This window comes from Pacificibacter sp. AS14 (genome assembly GCF_038899935.1).
Classification (GTDB): Bacteria; Pseudomonadota; Alphaproteobacteria; order Rhodobacterales; family Rhodobacteraceae; genus Celeribacter.
Map to the genome: position 1 here is coordinate 1 of NZ_JBBMQI010000029.1, position 18340 is coordinate 18340.

General features: G+C 51.7%; 14 protein-coding genes, 1 tRNA gene and 1 pseudogene. 15 read left to right on the top strand and 1 reads right to left on the bottom strand.

Annotated elements, in window-relative coordinates; all coding sequences use genetic code 11:
• From WNY38_RS17455 to rpoC, 11 genes are all read left to right on the top strand, one after another.
• Positions 1 to 77 (top strand): hypothetical protein (locus tag WNY38_RS17455; protein WP_198544002.1); only part of this gene is annotated, 77 nt, incomplete at its 5' end.
• 312 nt (positions 78 to 389) lie between these two features.
• Positions 390 to 465, top strand: a tRNA-Trp gene (locus WNY38_RS17460).
• A 212-nt stretch (positions 466 to 677) separates the two neighbouring features.
• The gene (gene secE, locus WNY38_RS17465) at positions 678 to 875 is read left to right on the top strand and encodes a preprotein translocase subunit SecE (protein ID WP_342858650.1); all 198 of its coding nucleotides are present in this window, start codon (positions 678 to 680) and stop codon (positions 873 to 875) included.
• A gap of 35 nt (positions 876 to 910) precedes the next feature.
• Positions 911 to 1471: a pyridoxamine 5'-phosphate oxidase family protein gene (locus tag WNY38_RS17470; RefSeq protein ID WP_342858651.1), complete on the top strand. Its 561-nt coding sequence runs from the start codon at positions 911 to 913 to the stop codon at positions 1469 to 1471.
• Between the two features lie 204 nt (positions 1472 to 1675).
• Positions 1676 to 2212, top strand: coding sequence for a transcription termination/antitermination protein NusG (gene nusG / locus WNY38_RS17475; RefSeq protein WP_342858652.1), 537 nt, complete (start codon positions 1676 to 1678; stop codon positions 2210 to 2212).
• Between the two features lie 108 nt (positions 2213 to 2320).
• Entirely contained in the window at positions 2321 to 2746 is a 426-nt protein-coding gene (gene rplK / locus WNY38_RS17480) for a 50S ribosomal protein L11 (protein ID WP_342858653.1), read from the top strand.
• Positions 2746 to 3444, top strand: coding sequence for a 50S ribosomal protein L1 (gene rplA / locus WNY38_RS17485; RefSeq protein WP_342858654.1), 699 nt, complete (start codon positions 2746 to 2748; stop codon positions 3442 to 3444). The genes rplK and rplA overlap by 1 nt, the downstream gene beginning before the upstream one ends.
• Positions 3445 to 3895: 451 nt before the next feature.
• Positions 3896 to 4411 carry a 50S ribosomal protein L10 gene (gene rplJ, locus WNY38_RS17490; protein ID WP_342858655.1) on the top strand — a complete coding sequence of 172 codons (516 nt, stop codon included), beginning with the start codon at positions 3896 to 3898 and terminating at the stop codon, positions 4409 to 4411.
• Between the two features lie 73 nt (positions 4412 to 4484).
• Entirely contained in the window at positions 4485 to 4850 is a 366-nt protein-coding gene (gene rplL, locus WNY38_RS17495; protein WP_342858656.1) for a 50S ribosomal protein L7/L12, read from the top strand.
• Between the two features lie 265 nt (positions 4851 to 5115).
• The gene (rpoB, locus tag WNY38_RS17500; RefSeq protein WP_342858657.1) at positions 5116 to 9252 is read left to right on the top strand and encodes a DNA-directed RNA polymerase subunit beta; all 4137 of its coding nucleotides are present in this window, start codon (positions 5116 to 5118) and stop codon (positions 9250 to 9252) included.
• Positions 9253 to 9307: 55 nt separating this feature from the next.
• The gene (gene rpoC / locus WNY38_RS17505; protein ID WP_342858658.1) at positions 9308 to 13555 is read left to right on the top strand and encodes a DNA-directed RNA polymerase subunit beta'; all 4248 of its coding nucleotides are present in this window, start codon (positions 9308 to 9310) and stop codon (positions 13553 to 13555) included.
• A gap of 104 nt (positions 13556 to 13659) precedes the next feature.
• On the opposite strand, the gene WNY38_RS17510 is transcribed toward rpoC, so the two are convergent.
• Positions 13660 to 14700 carry a glycosyltransferase family 2 protein gene (locus WNY38_RS17510; RefSeq protein WP_342858659.1) on the bottom strand — a complete coding sequence of 347 codons (1041 nt, stop codon included), beginning with the start codon at positions 14698 to 14700 and terminating at the stop codon, positions 13660 to 13662.
• Positions 14701 to 15219: 519 nt separating this feature from the next.
• Between WNY38_RS17510 and rpsL the strand changes: the two genes are divergently transcribed.
• The 4 genes and pseudogenes from rpsL to WNY38_RS17530 all read left to right on the top strand — a co-directional run.
• Positions 15220 to 15591 (top strand): 30S ribosomal protein S12, encoded by a 372-nt coding sequence (gene rpsL, locus WNY38_RS17515; RefSeq protein WP_085848203.1) that lies wholly within the window; start codon positions 15220 to 15222, stop codon positions 15589 to 15591.
• Positions 15592 to 15603: 12 nt separating this feature from the next.
• Complete coding sequence (gene rpsG, locus WNY38_RS17520; RefSeq protein WP_342858660.1) at positions 15604 to 16074, top strand: 30S ribosomal protein S7; 471 nt, start codon at positions 15604 to 15606, stop codon at positions 16072 to 16074.
• 15 nt (positions 16075 to 16089) lie between these two features.
• Positions 16090 to 18207, top strand: coding sequence for an elongation factor G (gene fusA, locus WNY38_RS17525; RefSeq protein ID WP_342858661.1), 2118 nt, complete (start codon positions 16090 to 16092; stop codon positions 18205 to 18207).
• Between the two features lie 56 nt (positions 18208 to 18263).
• A pseudogene (locus WNY38_RS17530) lies at positions 18264 to 18340 on the top strand (elongation factor Tu); the annotation flags it as partial.

An 18340-nucleotide genomic window follows, 5' to 3' on the forward strand; every position in this document is an offset into this window, starting at 1 on the left:
AAGACGGTCTTCGCTTTGCGATCCGCGAAGGCGGCCGCACAGTTGGCTCCGGTGTTGTGTCTAAAATCATCGAGTAAACCGAGCTCACATTAGTGAGTGGTTTAATGGAGAGGCCTCACGCAAGTGGGGCCTTTTTGCTGAAATCCGCAGCAAAAAAAACGGTCCAAATACCTGAACACCAAAACCCAACTCACCCCACAGACATGACCGCTCTCAAAAAAACGCCCCACAAGGTGGCGTTTGGTGTTTTAAGTCAGCCTAAAGTCATCGCTGCTGGAGGGATACCAAGTGCGTCTTGCGAAAGTTGGTCGAGGGCGCTGCCTTTAAAGTCAAAAGCCAGCTTTTTCCCTTGCAAACCGCCTGCGCCTTTCGTATTCCATCCGCCAAGTAGGGGTATAGCTCAGTTGGTAGAGCGACGGTCTCCAAAACCGTAGGCCCACAGTTCGAGTCTGTGTGCCCCTGCCATTTCCAAATCGTACAGATTGTACCGCGCCAAAGCATTGCCCGCTGGATTTGTTTGCGCGAAAGCTTGTCTTAATGGGGCTGAATGTGCCATTCCAAAGCGCAGGTGCTACACAAGCTGGTGCTTTGCTGGCCTTCGGGCTTGAATTCGGGCGCGCTGTGGCGTACATGCCCAACACAACAACACTCACGACCTATAGGTTTAGGAAAAGACAATGGCCAAGGCAAACCCACTTCTGTTCATCCAACAAGTCCGTGCAGAAGCTACAAAGATCGTCTGGCCGACTCGCCGCGAAGTGGTGCTGACAACTGTGATGGTCTTCATCATGGCGGCACTTACAGCGACGTTCTTTTTCCTCGTGGACATCGGCATTCGCACCGGTCTCGCGGCGCTTCTCAACTTTGTAGGTTAATTTTCGGTCCAATGTCGGACCAATGAGGTCCAGCTATGGCTGAACAATTCACATCTTTGTCTGACGATCATGCTGCGTTTATTGCGCGCCAGCATATATTCTTTTGCGCCTCCGCCGCTGAAGGCACGCGCATCAATTTGACGCCCCGCTCAACTGAGCTCTTGCGTGTCACAAGCTCGAATGAGGCTCTCTTCCTTGATCTTGTTGGGTCCAGCAATGAAACCGCAGCGCATATGCTGGCCGATGGCCGTTTGACGTTTATGTTCTGCGCCGTTGCAGGTCCGCCCATGATCATGCGCCTGTATGGCACAGGGCGCACGGTTCATCGCGGCACAAACGAATATGATGCGCTTCTGGATGCGCATTTCGTTGACGAGCCGCGCAATGCACGACAGATTTTCGTGCTCGATTTCGATCTGGTGCAAACCTCTTGCGGCTACGGCGTGCCGATGTTCGACTTTACTCGTGAACGCCCCTCTCTCAAAAATTGGGCCGCGTCAAAAACCACTGAGGAACTTGAGGCCTACAAGCGTAAGAAAAATCTCGTGTCCATGGATGGCAAGCCCACAGGCCTGAAACCCGAGGGTGTGCTTTAAAAATAGCGCGATCTTAGGGTGGCGTGGTCGTCTAAGCACTTGAACTTACGGACGCGGCGCGGTAATCCCTGCGCATTCCACTGGGCTGGCGTGCATCGATTCGTGTTGCGCGCCGCTTTACTGTTCAGGGAAAAGGCACACAAGTGCTTAGGAAATAACGATATCCGGTAGAAATACTGGAGCGATTGAAAAGGCACAGGCATCATGGCTAAGCGTTGGTATTCGGTGAGCGTTCTCTCGAACTTCGAGAAAAAAATTGCCGAAGCGATCAAAGTTGCTGTGGTCGAGAAGGGCCTCGAGGATCAGTTTGACGAAGTTTTGGTGCCGACCGAAGAGGTCATCGAAGTGCGCCGAGGCAAAAAAGTGACTGCTGAACGTCGTTTCATGCCGGGCTACGTGCTCGTGCGCATGGAGATGACGGACGAAGGCTATCACCTCGTGAACTCGATCAACCGGGTTACTGGTTTCCTTGGTTCTTTCGGCCGTCCCGTGCCAATGCGCGATGCTGAGGTCGAGGCGATTGTCGGTCGCGCAGAAGAAACAAGCGCAGAAGCGCCACGGTCTACCATCACCTTCGAAGTGGGTGAAAGCGTATCCGTTGCTGAAGGCGCATTCGAAGGCTTCGACGGCATGGTCGAAGAAGTTGACGAAGAAGCGCAGCGTCTCAAAGTCGCTGTATCAATTTTTGGCCGGGCTACCCCGGTCGATTTGGAATTCGGTCAGGTCAATAAACGGGCCTAATCGTTACGTGAGTGGGAGGCGAGGGCAACGCGTTGCTTGGACCAGACCACCAACCATTATCCCACCACAGCGCGCTGTGGGTTGGGGCGTTGAAAAAGGAGAGGCCACATGGCCAAGAAACTCGCAGGTACTATGAAGCTGCAAGTGCCAGCAGGCAAAGCGAATCCGTCCCCACCCGTGGGTCCGGCGCTCGGTCAGCGCGGCATTAACATTATGGAATTCTGTAAGGCGTTTAACGCAAAAACGCAGGATCTTGAAGTTGGCGCACCTTGCCCAACCGTGATCACTTACTATGCCGATAAATCTTTCACGATGGACATCAAGACGCCACCAGCGTCCTACATGCTCAAGAAAGCTGCAAAGCTTTCCTCCGGTGCAAAATTGCCTGGACGTGAAACAGTTGGTTCCGTTTCTCTTGCTCAGGTGAAAGAAATCGCCGAAGCAAAAATGAAAGACCTGAACGCAAACGACATCGAGGCCGCGATGAAAATCATCCTCGGGTCCGCGAGTTCTATGGGCATCGAGGTGAAGTAATGGCTAAACTCGGTAAACGCGCGACAGCAAACCGCGCAGCATTCGCAGGTAAAGCAGACCTCACAGTTGAAGATGCAATCGCACTGGTGAAAACTGGCGCGACATCCAAATTCGATGAGACTGTTGAAATCGCATTGAACCTTGGTGTTGACCCACGTCACGCTGACCAAATGGTGCGCGGCGTTGTGTCTTTGCCTAACGGCACTGGCAAAACAGTTCGTGTTGCTGTGTTCGCACGTGGTCCTAAAGCTGAAGAAGCTTTGGCTGCTGGTGCAGACATCGTTGGCGCAGAAGACCTGATGACAACCATTCAGGGCGGCACAATCGATTTTGATCGTTGTATCGCAACACCTGACATGATGCCTGTTGTTGGTCGTCTCGGTAAAGTTCTCGGACCACGCAATCTGATGCCAAACCCTAAAGTTGGCACTGTGACTATGGACGTGAAAGCGGCCGTTGAAGCAGCAAAAGGCGGCGAAGTTCAGTTCAAAGCTGAAAAAGGTGGTGTTGTTCACGCTGGCGTTGGCAAAGCTTCTTTCTCTGCTGAGCAGCTTGTCGAAAACGTTCGTGCATTTGTTGATGCTGTTCAAAAAGCAAAACCAACAGGTTCCAAAGGCGCGTACATGCAAAAAGTTTCCCTGTCCTCTACAATGGGTCCAGGCGTAACTTTGAGCATCGACAGCGCAACTGGCAACTAAACCAAACGCTTATAAGATTTAAAAGGCGCTCCTTCGGGGGCGCCTTTTTCGTGTATTTGTTTGGCTTTTGCTGTGTCGTTAACTCATATCGACTTCGCTCTAGCGGCAAGACCGTGTTTGTGATATGATATTTAAAAGCAAGACGCATAAGGCGACCGCAATTTGGCGGGTATAAAACTGTTTGCCTAAAGCCTTGCTCTCTCTGTTCATTCCTTCTAAACCCTACCTTGCAGTCCAGTGTGCGATTCGTCGTGCGCTGTTTTGCGCTTCGTCCAAGACGGCGGGTGGAAGGGTTTCTTTCCATAATTCCTGCCTGAGACGGGAAGACGAAAGGTTTATTTGAGGTATTACCTCGGGTGACTTTGGCGCAGCCCCGTAACGGACTTCGTGCCGGCATTTGCCGGTAGAAATGAGCCGGGAGGGGAAACCCTCCCAAATTTGGAGAAAAACTGTGGATAGAGCCCAAAAAGAAAAAATGGTCGACGAGCTCGGCCAAATCTTTGACAGCTCTGGCGTCGTTGTGGTTGCCCACTACGAAGGTCTCACGGTTGCTGATATGCAGGATCTGCGCGCGCGTATGCGCGAAGTTGGCGGATCCGTACGCGTTGCCAAGAACAAGCTCGCCAAAATCGCCCTCGACGGTAAGCCTTGCGAAAGCATTGGTGAATACCTGACAGGCATGACTGTTATGACCTACTCTGAGGATCCTGTGGCCGCGGCTAAGGTTTCTCAGGGCTTCGCTAAAGATAACGCTAAGTACGTTATTCTTGGTGGTGCTATGGGTGATAACGCTCTCGACGTCGCCGGTGTTGCTGCCGTTGCGAAAATGCCTTCTCGCGAGGAGCTTATTGCTTCTATCGTGGGTTGCATTGGCGCTCCTGCTTCGAACATCGCTGGCGCGATTGGCGCTCCTGCTTCGAACATCGCTGGCATCTTGTCTACTATCGAAGACAAAGAAGCTGCATAAAGCAATTTGGGACTGACGTAGTTTGCATAAAGCACACGTTGGAACAGAAATTAAAACGAACGGAACCAGTACAATGGCTGATCTGAAAAAACTTGCTGAAGAGATCGTAGGTCTTACACTTCTCGAAGCACAAGAACTGAAAACTATCCTTAAAGACGAGTACGGCATCGAGCCAGCTGCCGGCGCTGCCGCTGCTGCACCTGCTGCCGCTGCTGAAGCTGCTGAAGAAAAAACTGAATTTGATGTTGTATTGAAAGACGCTGGCGCGTCCAAAATCAGCGTAATCAAAGAAGTCCGCGCGATCACAGGTCTTGGCCTGAAAGAAGCAAAAGACCTCGTTGAAGCTGGCGGCAAAATCAAAGAAGGCGTTGATAAAGCTGAAGCTGAAGACGTTAAAGCGAAACTCGAAGCAGCCGGCGCTACAGTCGAAGTTGCTTAATCGCTCAGGCCTTTTAAGGGCCGCATAAAGTTAAGGCTGGATCCCGAATTTCGGGGTCCAGCCGAACCTGTCTTGAGGGATAGGAATTGATAAATCCGCCTCAGTAAGTGCCCCAAACGGGACATTTTCTAAGGAGGGTTCAGATCGGGAGCCACCGGTGGGACGGTGGCAGGAATAGATCGAACTCCTCTGTTTCGTAAGGGTACATCGGCCGGCGCCCACCGGCAGGATGCAGCTCGCGAAAACTCGAAAGGTAATGACGCGCATGGCTTCGACCTACCTTGGCCAGAAACGGCTCCGGAAGTATTACGGCAAAATCCGTGAAGTATTGGAAATGCCGAACCTCATTGAGGTTCAGAAATCTTCATACGATCTCTTTTTGAAATCTGGCGATGAGCCACAGCCGCTTGACGGCGAAGGCATCAAAGGTGTTTTTCAATCGGTTTTCCCGATCAAGGATTTCAACGAGACCGCTGTTCTTGAGTTCGTAAAATACGAACTTGAAAAACCAAAATACGATGTAGAGGAATGTCAGCAACGCGACATGACCTACAGCGCGCCACTTAAAGTGACGCTGCGCCTCATCGTGTTTGATGTGGACGAAGACACAGGCGCCAAGTCTGTGAAAGACATCAAAGAACAAGACGTATTCATGGGCGATATGCCTTTGATGACGCCAAACGGTACCTTCGTTGTGAACGGAACCGAGCGCGTGATCGTGTCCCAGATGCACCGTTCCCCTGGTGTGTTCTTTGACCACGACAAAGGCAAAACACACTCTTCTGGTAAACTCTTGTTTGCATGCCGGATCATCCCGTACCGTGGTTCATGGCTCGATTTCGAATTCGACGCCAAAGACACCGTTTACGTGCGTATTGACCGTCGTCGCAAATTGCCAGTAACGTCATTGCTGTACTCTCTTGGTCTCGACCAAGAAGGCATCATGGACGCCTACTACGAGACAGTCGAATACAAGCTCGAAAAGAACAAAGGTTGGGTGACCCCGTTCTTCGCTGAGCGCGTACGTGGCACACGTCCGACGTTTGATTTGGTCGATGCGGCGACAGGTGAAATCATCTGTAAAGCTGGCGACAAAATGACGCCGCGCGCTGTTAAGAAAATCATCGATGAAGGTTCTGTTACAGAACTGCTCGTGCCTTACGAGAACATCGTTGGCAAATACGTTGCTAAAGACATTATCAACGAAGAAACTGGCGCGATTTACGTCGAAGCTGGTGACGAACTTCTTCTTGAGATGGACAAAGACGGCACAGTCATCGGCGGATCTTTGAAAGATCTTCTGGATGCGGGCATCACAGATATTCCTGTGCTCGACATCGATGGCGTGAATGTTGGCCCATACATCCGCAACACACTTGCGCAAGATAAAAACATGAACCGCGAAACAGCGCTCATGGATATCTACCGCGTGATGCGTCCGGGCGAGCCACCCACCGTTGATGCGGCGTCTAGCTTGTTCGAAAGCTTGTTCTTCGATTCCGAGCGCTACGATCTTTCCGCGGTTGGCCGTGTGAAAATGAACATGCGTCTCGATCTTGATGCGCCAGACACACACCGCACTTTGCGCCGCGAAGACATCATTGCTTGTATCAAAGCACTGGTAGAATTGCGCGACGGCAAAGGCGACATCGACGATATTGACCACTTGGGCAACCGTCGTGTGCGTTCTGTTGGCGAGCTGATGGAAAACCAATACCGTGTTGGTCTTCTGCGTATGGAACGTGCGATCAAAGAGCGTATGTCTTCTGTCGAAATCGACACAGTCATGCCACAAGATTTGATCAACGCGAAACCTGCGGCAGCCGCTGTTCGTGAATTCTTCGGCTCTTCGCAGCTGTCACAGTTCATGGACCAAACCAACCCATTGTCCGAAGTCACACACAAACGTCGTTTGTCTGCGCTTGGGCCTGGCGGTTTGACACGCGAACGTGCTGGTTTTGAAGTCCGCGATGTTCACATCACGCACTACGGCCGCATGTGTCCAATTGAGACCCCTGAGGGTCCGAATATTGGTTTGATCAACTCACTCGCAACTTTCGCGCGTGTGAACAAATACGGCTTCATCGAAACACCCTACCGTAAAGTTGTTGACGGTCAGGTGACTGATGAAGTTCAGTACATGTCCGCGACCGAAGAAATGCGTCACACTGTGGCGCAGGCCAACGCGTCTTTGGATGAAAACAACCGCTTTACGAACGATTTCGTTTCCACACGTCAGTCTGGTGAACACGCGCTTAACCCGCCCGAAAATGTGGACTTGATCGACGTCAGCCCGAAACAGCTGGTGTCCGTTGCGGCGTCTTTGATCCCATTCTTAGAGAATGACGATGCGAACCGGGCCTTGATGGGCTCGAACATGCAACGTCAGGCTGTTCCGCTTTTGCGTGCTGAAGCACCACTTGTCGGCACAGGCATCGAAGAAGTTGTGGCCCGCGATTCCGGTGCTGCGATCATGGCCAAACGTGCAGGTATCATCGACCAAGTCGATGCGACTCGTATCGTTGTTCGTGCAACACACGATCTTGAGCCTGGCGATCCTGGCGTAGACATCTACCGTCTGCGCAAATTCCAGCGGTCTAACCAAAACACCTGTATCAACCAAAAACCACTCGTCAAAGTGGGCGACACGGTTGGCAAAAACGAATTTATTGCTGACGGCCCGTCTACGGATATGGGCGAATTGGCCTTGGGTAAAAACGTCTGCGTGGCGTTTATGCCTTGGAATGGGTACAACTACGAAGACTCTATTCTGATCTCTGAGCGCATCACGCGTGACGACGTATTCACATCGGTTCACATCGAAGAATTCGAAGTCGCAGCTCGTGATACGAAACTCGGCCCAGAAGAAATCACCCGCGACATTCCAAACGTCGGCGAGGAAGCCTTGCGCAACCTCGACGAAGCAGGGATCGTCTACATCGGTGCTCACGTTGAGCCAGGTGACATTCTCGTTGGTAAAATCACACCAAAAGGCGAAAGCCCGATGACCCCAGAAGAAAAACTTCTGCGCGCCATCTTTGGTGAGAAAGCTTCCGACGTGCGTGACACATCTTTGCGTGTGAAACCGGGCGATTACGGTACGATCGTAGAAGTGCGCGTCTTCAACCGCCACGGCGTTGAAAAAGATGAGCGTTCTGTTCAGATCGAACGTGAAGAAATCGAACGCCTCGCACGTGACCGTGACGATGAAATGGGCATCTTGGATCGCAACATCTATGCGCGTCTGAAATCCATGGTCTTCGGCAAAGTCGCTGCAAAAGGTCCGAAAGGCGTTGCGCCAAATGTTGTCGTCGATGACGCGCTTTTGGCTCAATTGTCCAAAGGCCAGTGGTGGCAGCTTGCCCTTGAAGACGAAGACGATGCGATCATCGTTGAGGCTTTGAACGAGCAGTACGAAATTCAAAAACGTGCTCTTGAGCACCGCTTTGAAGATAAAGTCGAAAAAGTACGTCGCGGCGACGATTTGCCTCCGGGTGTGATGAAGATGGTCAAAGTCTTTATCGCTGTGAAGCGTAAGCTTCAGCCTGGTGATAAAATGGCGGGTCGTCACGGGAACAAAGGTGTGATTTCACGCGTTGTGCCGATGGAGGACATGCCGTTCCTCGCAGATGGTACACCGGTTGATTTCTGTCTGAACCCCCTCGGCGTTCCATCACGTATGAACGTTGGTCAGATCTTAGAGACTCACATGGGTTGGGCCGCACGCGGCATGGGCATTCAAGTGGACGAAGCTCTGCAAGAATACCGCCGCTCAGGTGACATGACACCTGTCAAAGACGCGATGAAATTCGTGTACGGCGACAATGTGCATGACGAGATCCTGAAAGACCTCGACGACGACGACCTGCTCGAAAAAGCTGGCAATGTCATCAACGGTGTGCCGATTGCGACACCTGTTTTTGATGGCGCCAAAGAAGCAGACATCAACGAAGCCTTGGCGAAAGCTGGTTTCGATACCTCTGCACAGTCTGTTCTTTATGACGGCCGCACCGGTGAGAAATTCTCTCGTCGTGTGACAGTTGGCATGAAGTACCTGCTGAAACTGCATCACCTTGTGGATGACAAAATCCACGCCCGTTCCACGGGTCCATACTCTCTTGTTACTCAGCAGCCGCTGGGTGGTAAGGCACAGTTTGGTGGTCAGCGCTTTGGTGAGATGGAAGTCTGGGCATTGGAAGCATATGGCGCGGCGTACACGCTGCAAGAGATGCTTACAGTTAAGTCAGATGACGTCGCTGGTCGTGCGAAAGTCTACGAGTCGATCGTTAAGGGCGAAGACAACTTTGAAGCGGGTATCCCCGAGTCCTTCAATGTTCTTGTCAAAGAAGTCCGTGGCCTCGGTCTCAATATGGAACTCCTGGATGCGGAGGATGAGGAATAAGGGCTTCGGCGCTTATTTCTCTCCCCTTTCCGCAACAATTTGAGGAACTCAAAAGATGAACCAGGAACTAACAACAAACCCGTTTAACCCTCTGGCGCAGCCATCGACCTTTGACGAGATCAAAGTGTCCTTGGCCTCTCCTGAGCGGATTCTTTCGTGGTCTTATGGCGAAATCAAAAAGCCAGAGACCATCAACTACCGGACGTTCAAACCAGAACGTGACGGTCTTTTCTGTGCGCGTATCTTTGGCCCGATCAAAGACTACGAATGCTTGTGTGGTAAATACAAACGCATGAAGTACCGCGGCGTTGTCTGCGAGAAATGTGGTGTTGAGGTTACCCTCCAGAAAGTACGTCGCGAACGTATGGGCCACATCGAGCTTGCAGCTCCAGTGGCACACATCTGGTTCTTGAAATCACTTCCAAGCCGTATCGGTCTTATGCTCGATATGACTTTGCGTGATCTTGAGCGCGTTTTGTACTTTGAAAACTACGTCGTGATCGAACCCGGCCTCACCGAACTCACCTACGGTCAAATGATGACCGAAGAAGAGTTCATGGACGCGCAAGATATCTACGGCGCAGACGCATTCGAGGCCGACATCGGCGCCGAAGCGATCCGTAAAATGCTGTCCAATATCGATCTTGAGTCCACCGCAGACCAATTGCGCGAAGACCTCAAAGAAGCGACTGGCGAGCTGAAGCCTAAAAAGATCATCAAGCGTCTCAAAATCGTTGAGTCTTTCTTGGAATCTGGCAACCGTCCTGAGTGGATGATCCTGACCGTGATCCCTGTGATCCCGCCAGAATTGCGCCCACTCGTTCCACTTGATGGTGGCCGTTTCGCGACATCAGATCTCAACGATCTCTATCGCCGCGTGATCAACCGTAACAACCGTCTCAAGCGCCTCATCGAGCTGCGTGCGCCCGATATCATCGTGCGCAACGAGAAACGTATGTTGCAAGAATCTGTCGACGCTTTGTTCGACAACGGTCGTCGTGGCCGCGTGATCACTGGCGCCAACAAGCGTCCGTTGAAATCGCTGTCTGACATGCTGAAGGGTAAGCAAGGTCGCTTCCGTCAGAACCTTTTGGGTAAACGCGTCGACTTCTCTGGTCGTTCGGTGATTGTGACGGGCCCTGAACTCAAGCTTCACCAGTGTGGTTTGCCCAAAAAGATGGCGCTCGAGCTGTTTAAGCCGTTCATCTACTCGCGTCTTGAAGCCAAAGGTCTGTCTTCCACTGTGAAGCAAGCCAAGAAATTGGTCGAAAAAGAGCGTCCCGAAGTGTGGGATATCCTCGATGAGGTTATTCGCGAACACCCAGTGATGCTTAACCGCGCGCCAACACTTCACCGTTTGGGCATCCAAGCGTTTGAACCTGTGTTGGTTGAAGGCAAAGCGATCAACCTGCACCCCCTCGTATGTTCTGCGTTTAACGCCGACTTCGACGGTGACCAAATGGCCGTTCACGTGCCTTTGTCTTTGGAAGCACAGCTTGAAGCACGCGTCTTGATGATGTCCACGAACAACGTTCTGTCGCCAGCCAACGGCGCGCCGATCATTGTGCCATCTCAGGATATGATCTTGGGCCTCTACTACGTGACTATGGAACGTAGTGGGATGAAGGGCGAAGGCATGATCTTCTCCGACATCGAAGAGGTTGAACACGCTTTGAACGCTGGCGAAGTGCATCTGCACGCCAAGATCAAAGCGCGTATGATCCAAATCGACGAGCACGGTCTTGAAGTGCCTGTTTTGTTTGAAACGACTCCTGGTCGTTTGCGTCTTGGTGGCTTGTTGCCAGTCAACGCGAAAGCGCCGTTTGATCTTGTGAACCGTCTTCTTCGTAAGAAAGAAGTGCAGCAAGTCATTGACACGGTTTACCGCTACTGTGGTCAAAAAGAGTCCGTGATCTTCTGTGACCAGATCATGACTTTGGGCTTCCGCGAAGCGTTCAAAGCCGGCATCTCGTTCGGTAAAGATGACATGGTTATCCCTGACTCCAAATGGCCGCTGGTTGATGAAACCCGCGATCAGGTTAAGGATTTCGAACAGCAGTACATGGATGGTCTGATCACTCAAGGCGAGAAGTACAACAAAGTTGTTGATGCTTGGGCCAAGTGTAATGACAAAGTCACCGATGCGATGATGTTGAACATCTCGACAGCGGGTGTGGACGAGAATGGCGCTGAAAACGAGCCAAACTCAGTTTACATGATGGCTCACTCTGGTGCGCGTGGTTCGGTTACTCAGATGAAACAACTTGGCGGTATGCGCGGTCTTATGGCCAAACCATCCGGCGAGATCATCGAGACACCGATCATCTCGAACTTTAAAGAAGGCCTCACCGTTCTCGAGTACTTTAACTCGACACACGGGGCACGTAAGGGTCTGTCCGATACTGCGCTTAAAACAGCGAACTCGGGTTACCTCACACGTCGTCTTGTGGACGTTGCGCAAGATTGCATCATCCGCGAAGTCGATTGTGGCACTGAAATCGCTATCACAGCCGAAGCTGCTGTGAATGACGGTGAAGTTGTTGCGTCTTTGGCTGAACGTATCTTGGGCCGTGTTTCTGCTGACGACGTTCTGCGTCCAGGCACAGATGAAGTTCTGGTTGCGAAAAACGAACTGATCGACGAGCGTAAATCTGACATCATCGAGTCCGCAGGGATCGCAACGATGCGCATCCGTTCACCGTTGACTTGTGAAGCAGAAGAAGGCGTTTGTGCCAACTGTTACGGTCGCGATCTTGCACGCGGTACTATGGTCAACCAAGGTGAGGCCGTCGGCATCATCGCGGCACAATCTATCGGTGAGCCAGGCACGCAGTTGACGATGCGTACCTTCCACATCGGCGGCGTTGCGCAGGGTGGCCAACAGTCCTTCCAAGAGAGCAACCAAGAAGGCAAGATCGTCTTCTCGAACACACTCTTGTTGGCCAACACACATGGCGAAAACATCGTCATGGGCCGTAACATGCAAATGGCGATTGTGGACGAGCACGGCGTTGAACGCGCGTCCTACAAACTCGGCTACGGTACTAAGGTCTTTGTCGCAGACGGCGAAACGATCCCTCGTGGTCACAAGCTGTTTGAATGGGATCCGTACACGCTTCCAATCATCGCTGAAAAAGGCGGTAAGGCGAAGTTTGTCGATCTTATCTCAGGTCTGTCTATTCGCGACGTTACCGATGACGCGACTGGCATGTCCCAGAAAATCGTTTCCGATTGGCGCTCTGTGCCAAAAGGTGGCGATCTGAAACCTGAGGTTCTGATCTTGGATGCTGATGGCGAACCCATGCGCAATGACGTTGGCAACCCTGTGACTTACTTGATGTCTGTTGATGCCATCCTCTCCATCGAGGACGGTCAGGACATTCAAGCGGGTGACGTTGTTGCACGTATTCCACGCGAAGGCGCGAAGACCAAAGACATCACCGGTGGTTTGCCGCGTGTTGCTGAGCTCTTCGAAGCACGTCGTCCGAAAGATCACGCGATCATCGCGGAAATCGACGGTTACGTGCGCTTTGGCAAAGACTACAAAAATAAGCGTCGTATCGCGATTGAATCCTCGGAAGATTCCGAAGTCAAAGTCGAATACATGGTGCCAAAGGGCAAACACATCCCTGTGGCTGAAGGCGACTTTGTGACCAAAGGCGACTACATCATGGACGGCAACCCAGCGCCGCACGATATCCTTGCGATTATGGGTATCGAGGCACTGGCTGTTTACATGATCGCCGAGGTCCAAGAGGTCTATCGTCTGCAAGGCGTTAAGATCAACGATAAGCACATCGAGGTTATCGTTCGTCAGATGTTGCAAAAATGGGAAATCCTCGAATCCGGTGACACCACACTTCTCAAAGGCGAGAACGTGGACAAAATCGAATTCGAAGAAGCCAATGCGAAAGCAGAGTCCAAAAACGGTCGTCCAGCAAAAGGCCAGCCGATCCTTCTCGGGATCACCAAGGCGTCCTTGCAAACACGTTCGTTTATCTCTGCGGCGTCCTTCCAAGAAACCACCCGCGTGCTCACCGAAGCATCTGTCCAAGGCAAGCGCGACAAACTGGTTGGTCTCAAAGAGAACGTTATCGTGGGCCGCTTGATCCCAGCCGGTACCGGTGGAGCCACCAAAGCTGTGCGCAAAATCGCACTCGATCGCGACACAACAGTGATCGAAGACGCACGTGCAGAAGCAGAAGCTGCAGCCTTGCTCGCAGCCCCAGCGCCAGCTGCGGTTGAAGCGGTGGATGATATCTTCGCAAGCACTTTGGTCGACACACCAGAATCTGACGCGTAAGCGTAAGACATAAAATTCAAAAAGGGCCTCGCGGCAATGCGGGGCCCTTTTTTGTATCTCGTATGTCCGCCCAAGGTGTGCGTCGTTATTGCTGATCGAGGTTGTTAGTCGGTATCAACCGCGGCGTCTGCTGCGGCTTTTAACTGTGCCGCATATCTCACGTCGTCATCGGTGTTAAAACCAGTGTTCTCGTTGAGCATTTTCACATAAAGCGCGCAGTTCAAATGGTGCAGCGCCTTTAAGCCGGGAACTTCTAGCAACGCGTCGTAAACGGGTTGAAAGCGGTGTCTTAGTGCAATGGCGGATTTGTCTTGCTCATCATTGCGATTGTAGCGCTCAAAGAAATTCAGCGAATAGCGGTTTTTCGCACCTTTGTTATACAAGCTCGGCGTACCGGATTTGGCTGAAAAGCTCTCAAACCATTTGGTTATATAATGATTGAGTTGCGCGCCTTCGTGTGAAATCCATTTGGGATTGACGCGCATCTTGGGTTCGCCGTTTGGGTCGAAATTAATGTATGTTCCATTCGCGCGGTGAAACACATTCGCACCATCGCCCCAGTCCCCATCACCTTTAAATCCATAGGGTTCATGCGCCCCGAGTTTGCGAAACCGGCGGGGTTTATAAATGAAAGACTTGTAGAACATATTTGCGGGGGTCTTGGTTGCTGCGGCTTGAGTGAAGGTGCGATGCAGCAGCTGATCTTTCCAGCTGTGCTTGCCTGCCGTTCCAAAGGATTTCCACTGCACGACAAACCCAGATTCGTGCAGGTGCCTGTCCTTCAAAAAAGACGGGACGGTTTGGTCCCCATCGTGGATCACCAGATATTCATCCACATCGCAAATGAACAACCAGTCGGTGTTTTTGACCAATGGGTGTTGTTTGATGCAGTTTTGCGCAGACGGCCCCGCGAGCTTTCCGTCGTCAGGGAAATGCTCGGCAGTTGTGATCCAGCCCGCTGATTGCAGACAGCCAAGCATATCCTTAAAAACGGGGGCACAGTCGTTATGCACCATAAGGATGTCATCGAACCCAAGCATCTTTTGCCACGCGACCCATTCAAGCAAAAAGGCGCCTTCGTTCCTTACCTTTGTTGCAACAGTGTAGCGCATTGGGTCTGAGTTCCAGTGTGAACGTCCCACCATATCGGCGGGTTTTCTGTAGTTTACTTATGACGGACTAACAAAGGCAACAGGCGGGCGTTTTGTTGGCCTGTTTCAATGGCGCTGTCGGTAATTTGTGTGACCTAGGGCGCAAACAACGTTTTTGATGAGTTGCTTGATTTATAGACCAGAAAACGCGCACAGCCCAATGGTGGGAGCGGCAGTGTCATGCTGACGCGAGAGGTCTAAGGTCGGCATTTGAAAGCCAGTCCTCAGACGTGGCCGCGTCAAAACGGTGGTGCTGTTGACAAGGGTCGCGACTCTCCATATACGAGCGCTCATCCGGCATAGGGGGTTTCCTCCTTTTCGCCGAATTCTACATCGTAGTGGCCAAGATCCAAGCACTTTGAGACGCTTTGATCCTCTGGGAACTCACCGCGTCGCTCACCTCGGAATGGGAGCGATAGCGGGTTTTTGTGTTATGCGCACTGCATAACAATTTGTCTGAGATGTCATGACAATCGTCATGGCGAAATGTGTTGAAATACGGGGAATCCCTCAATGCCAACGATCCAACAGCTGATCCGCAAGCCGCGCCAGCCGAAAGTTAAGCGCTCGAAGTCTATGCACTTGGAGTCCTGCCCACAAAAACGTGGTGTATGTACGCGCGTCTACACAACGACGCCAAAGAAACCGAACTCCGCTATGCGTAAAGTTGCCAAAGTGCGTCTTACAAACGGCTTCGAGGTCATTTCTTACATCCCAGGTGAAAGCCACAACCTTCAGGAACACTCTGTTGTCCTGATCCGTGGCGGCCGCGTAAAAGATCTTCCAGGCGTTCGTTACCACATCCTTCGCGGTGTGCTTGATACGCAAGGCGTTAAAGATCGTAAACAACGTCGTTCGAAATACGGCGCTAAGCGTCCTAAGTAAGGAGAGACTGGTATGTCCCGTCGTCACGCCGCTGAAAAGCGCGAAATTCTGCCCGACGCCAAATTTGGTGATCGCGTATTGTCCAAGTTCATGAACAACCTCATGATCGATGGTAAAAAATCTGCTGCTGAGAAAATCGTTTACAACGCATTTGATCGCGTTGAAGACAAGCTCAAAAAAGCACCCGTAGAAGTGTTCCACGAAGCACTCGAAAACGTTAAGCCATCTGTTGAAGTTCGCTCACGCCGTGTTGGTGGTGCAACGTATCAGGTGCCTGTTGAAGTACGTGTTGAACGCCGCGAAGCCTTGGCTATCCGTTGGTTGATCAAAGCTGCGCGCTCACGCAATGAGAACACAATGGAAGAACGCCTTGCCGGTGAATTGCTTGACGCAGTTAACGGTCGTGGTTCCGCTGTGAAAAAACGTGAAGATACGCACAAGATGGCCGACGCGAACAAAGCGTTCAGCCACTACCGCTGGTAAGAGGAAAGCACCGATATGGCACGCGATTACCCTCTCGAATTGTACCGTAACTTCGGTATCATTGCGCACATCGATGCAGGTAAAACCACCTGTTCCGAGCGCATCCTGTACTACACAGGTAAAGAGCATAACATTGGCGAAGTGCACGACGGCGCTGCGACAATGGACTGGATGGAGCAAGAGCAGGAACGGGGTATTACTATTACTTCCGCTGCGACAACTACATTCTGGGAGCGCACAGAAGACGGCGTTGCTCCTGACTCACCTAAGCACCGCATGAACATCATCGACACTCCAGGCCACGTTGACTTCACAATCGAAGTTGAACGTTCCTTGGCTGTTCTTGATGGCGCGGTTTGTGTTCTCGATGCCAACGCTGGTGTTGAACCACAAACTGAAACTGTTTGGCGTCAGGCTGACCGCTACAAAGTTCCACGTATGGTTTTTGTCAACAAAATGGACAAAATCGGTGCGGACTTCTTCAAGTGTGTTGAAATGGTCGAAGATCGTTGTGGCGCACGCGCTATTCCGATCGCGTTCCCAATCGGCGCTGAAACAGAGCTCGAAGGCCTCGTTGATCTCGTAACCATGGAAGAATGGTTGTGGGAAGGCGAAGATCTAGGCGCGTCTTGGGTCAAAGCACCGATCCGTGATAGCCTCAAAGATCTGGCTGCTGCTGGACGTGAGCGTCTCGTTGAAGCTGCTGTTGAGCAAGACGACGATGCGATGGAAGCATACCTCGAAGGCAACGAGCCTGAGGTTCCAGCTTTGCGCGCATTGATCCGTAAAGCTTGTTTGTCTTTGTCTTTCGTTCCTGTCCTTGGCGGTTCTGCGTTCAAGAACAAGGGCGTTCAGCCATTGCTCAACGCTGTTGTTGACTACTTGCCGAGCCCGCTCGACGTTGTTGACTACATGGGCTTCCGCCCAGGCGATGAGACAGAAACACGTGACATCCCGCGCCGCGCGGACGATGACATGGCGTTCTCTGGCCTTGCGTTCAAAATCATGAACGACCCATTCGTGGGCACCTTGACGTTTACTCGGATCTACTCCGGTAAACTCCTCAAAGGTGACAACTTGCTCAACTCTACCAAGGGTAACAAAGAGCGTGTTGGCCGTATGATGATGATGCACTCTAACGAGCGTGAAGAAATCAGCGAAGCATTCGCTGGCGACATCATTGCGCTTGGTGGTCTGAAGAACACAACAACAGGTGATACACTTTGTTCACCGGCTGAACCCGTTGTTCTCGAAACAATGACGTTCCCTGAGCCTGTGATCGAAATCGCTGTTGAGCCAAAAACCAAGGCTGACCAAGAGAAAATGGGCATCGCGCTTCAGCGTCTTTCTGCTGAAGATCCATCCTTCCGTGTGGAAACTGACATCGAATCCGGTCAGACCATCATGAAGGGCATGGGCGAGCTTCACCTTGACATTCTCGTGGACCGTATGAAACGTGAGTTTAAAGTGGAAGCCAACATCGGCGCCCCACAAGTGGCTTACCGTGAAACAATTTCACACGAAGTTGAGCACTCATACACCCACAAGAAACAGTCTGGTGGTTCTGGTCAGTACGGCGAAGTGAAGATGCAAATCATCCCAACTGAGCCTGGCGAAGGTTACTCCTTCGAATCCAAAATTGTTGGTGGTTCTGTGCCTAAGGAATACATTCCTGGCGTTGAAAAAGGCATCTTGTCTGTCATGGATAACGGCCCATTGGCTGGCTTCCCTGTGATCGACTTCAAAGTGGTATTGCTTGACGGTAAATTCCACGATGTTGACTCCTCAATCATGGCATTTGAGATCGCTGCACGTATGTGTATGCGTGAAGGCATGAAAAAAGCTGGCGCGAAAATGCTCGAGCCAATCATGAAAGTCGAAGTGATTACACCAGAAGAATACACTGGTGGCATCATTGGTGACCTTACCTCCCGTCGTGGGCAGGTTCAGGGTCAGGACACACGCGGCAATGCAATTGCCATCGACGCGTTCGTTCCACTTGCCAACATGTTCGGTTACATCAACACATTGCGCTCTATGTCTTCGGGCCGTGCGCAGTTCTCGATGCAGTTTGATCACTACGAAGCTGTTCCTTCGAACATCTCCGAAGAAATTCAAGCGAAATACGCTTAATCGAAATTGGGGACCTGACCAGGTCGGGTCCCCCAACGTTTTAATAGGAGGCCATCATGGCTAAGGAAAAGTTCGAGCGTAATAAACCGCATTGCAACATTGGCACAATCGGCCACGTTGACCACGGTAAAAC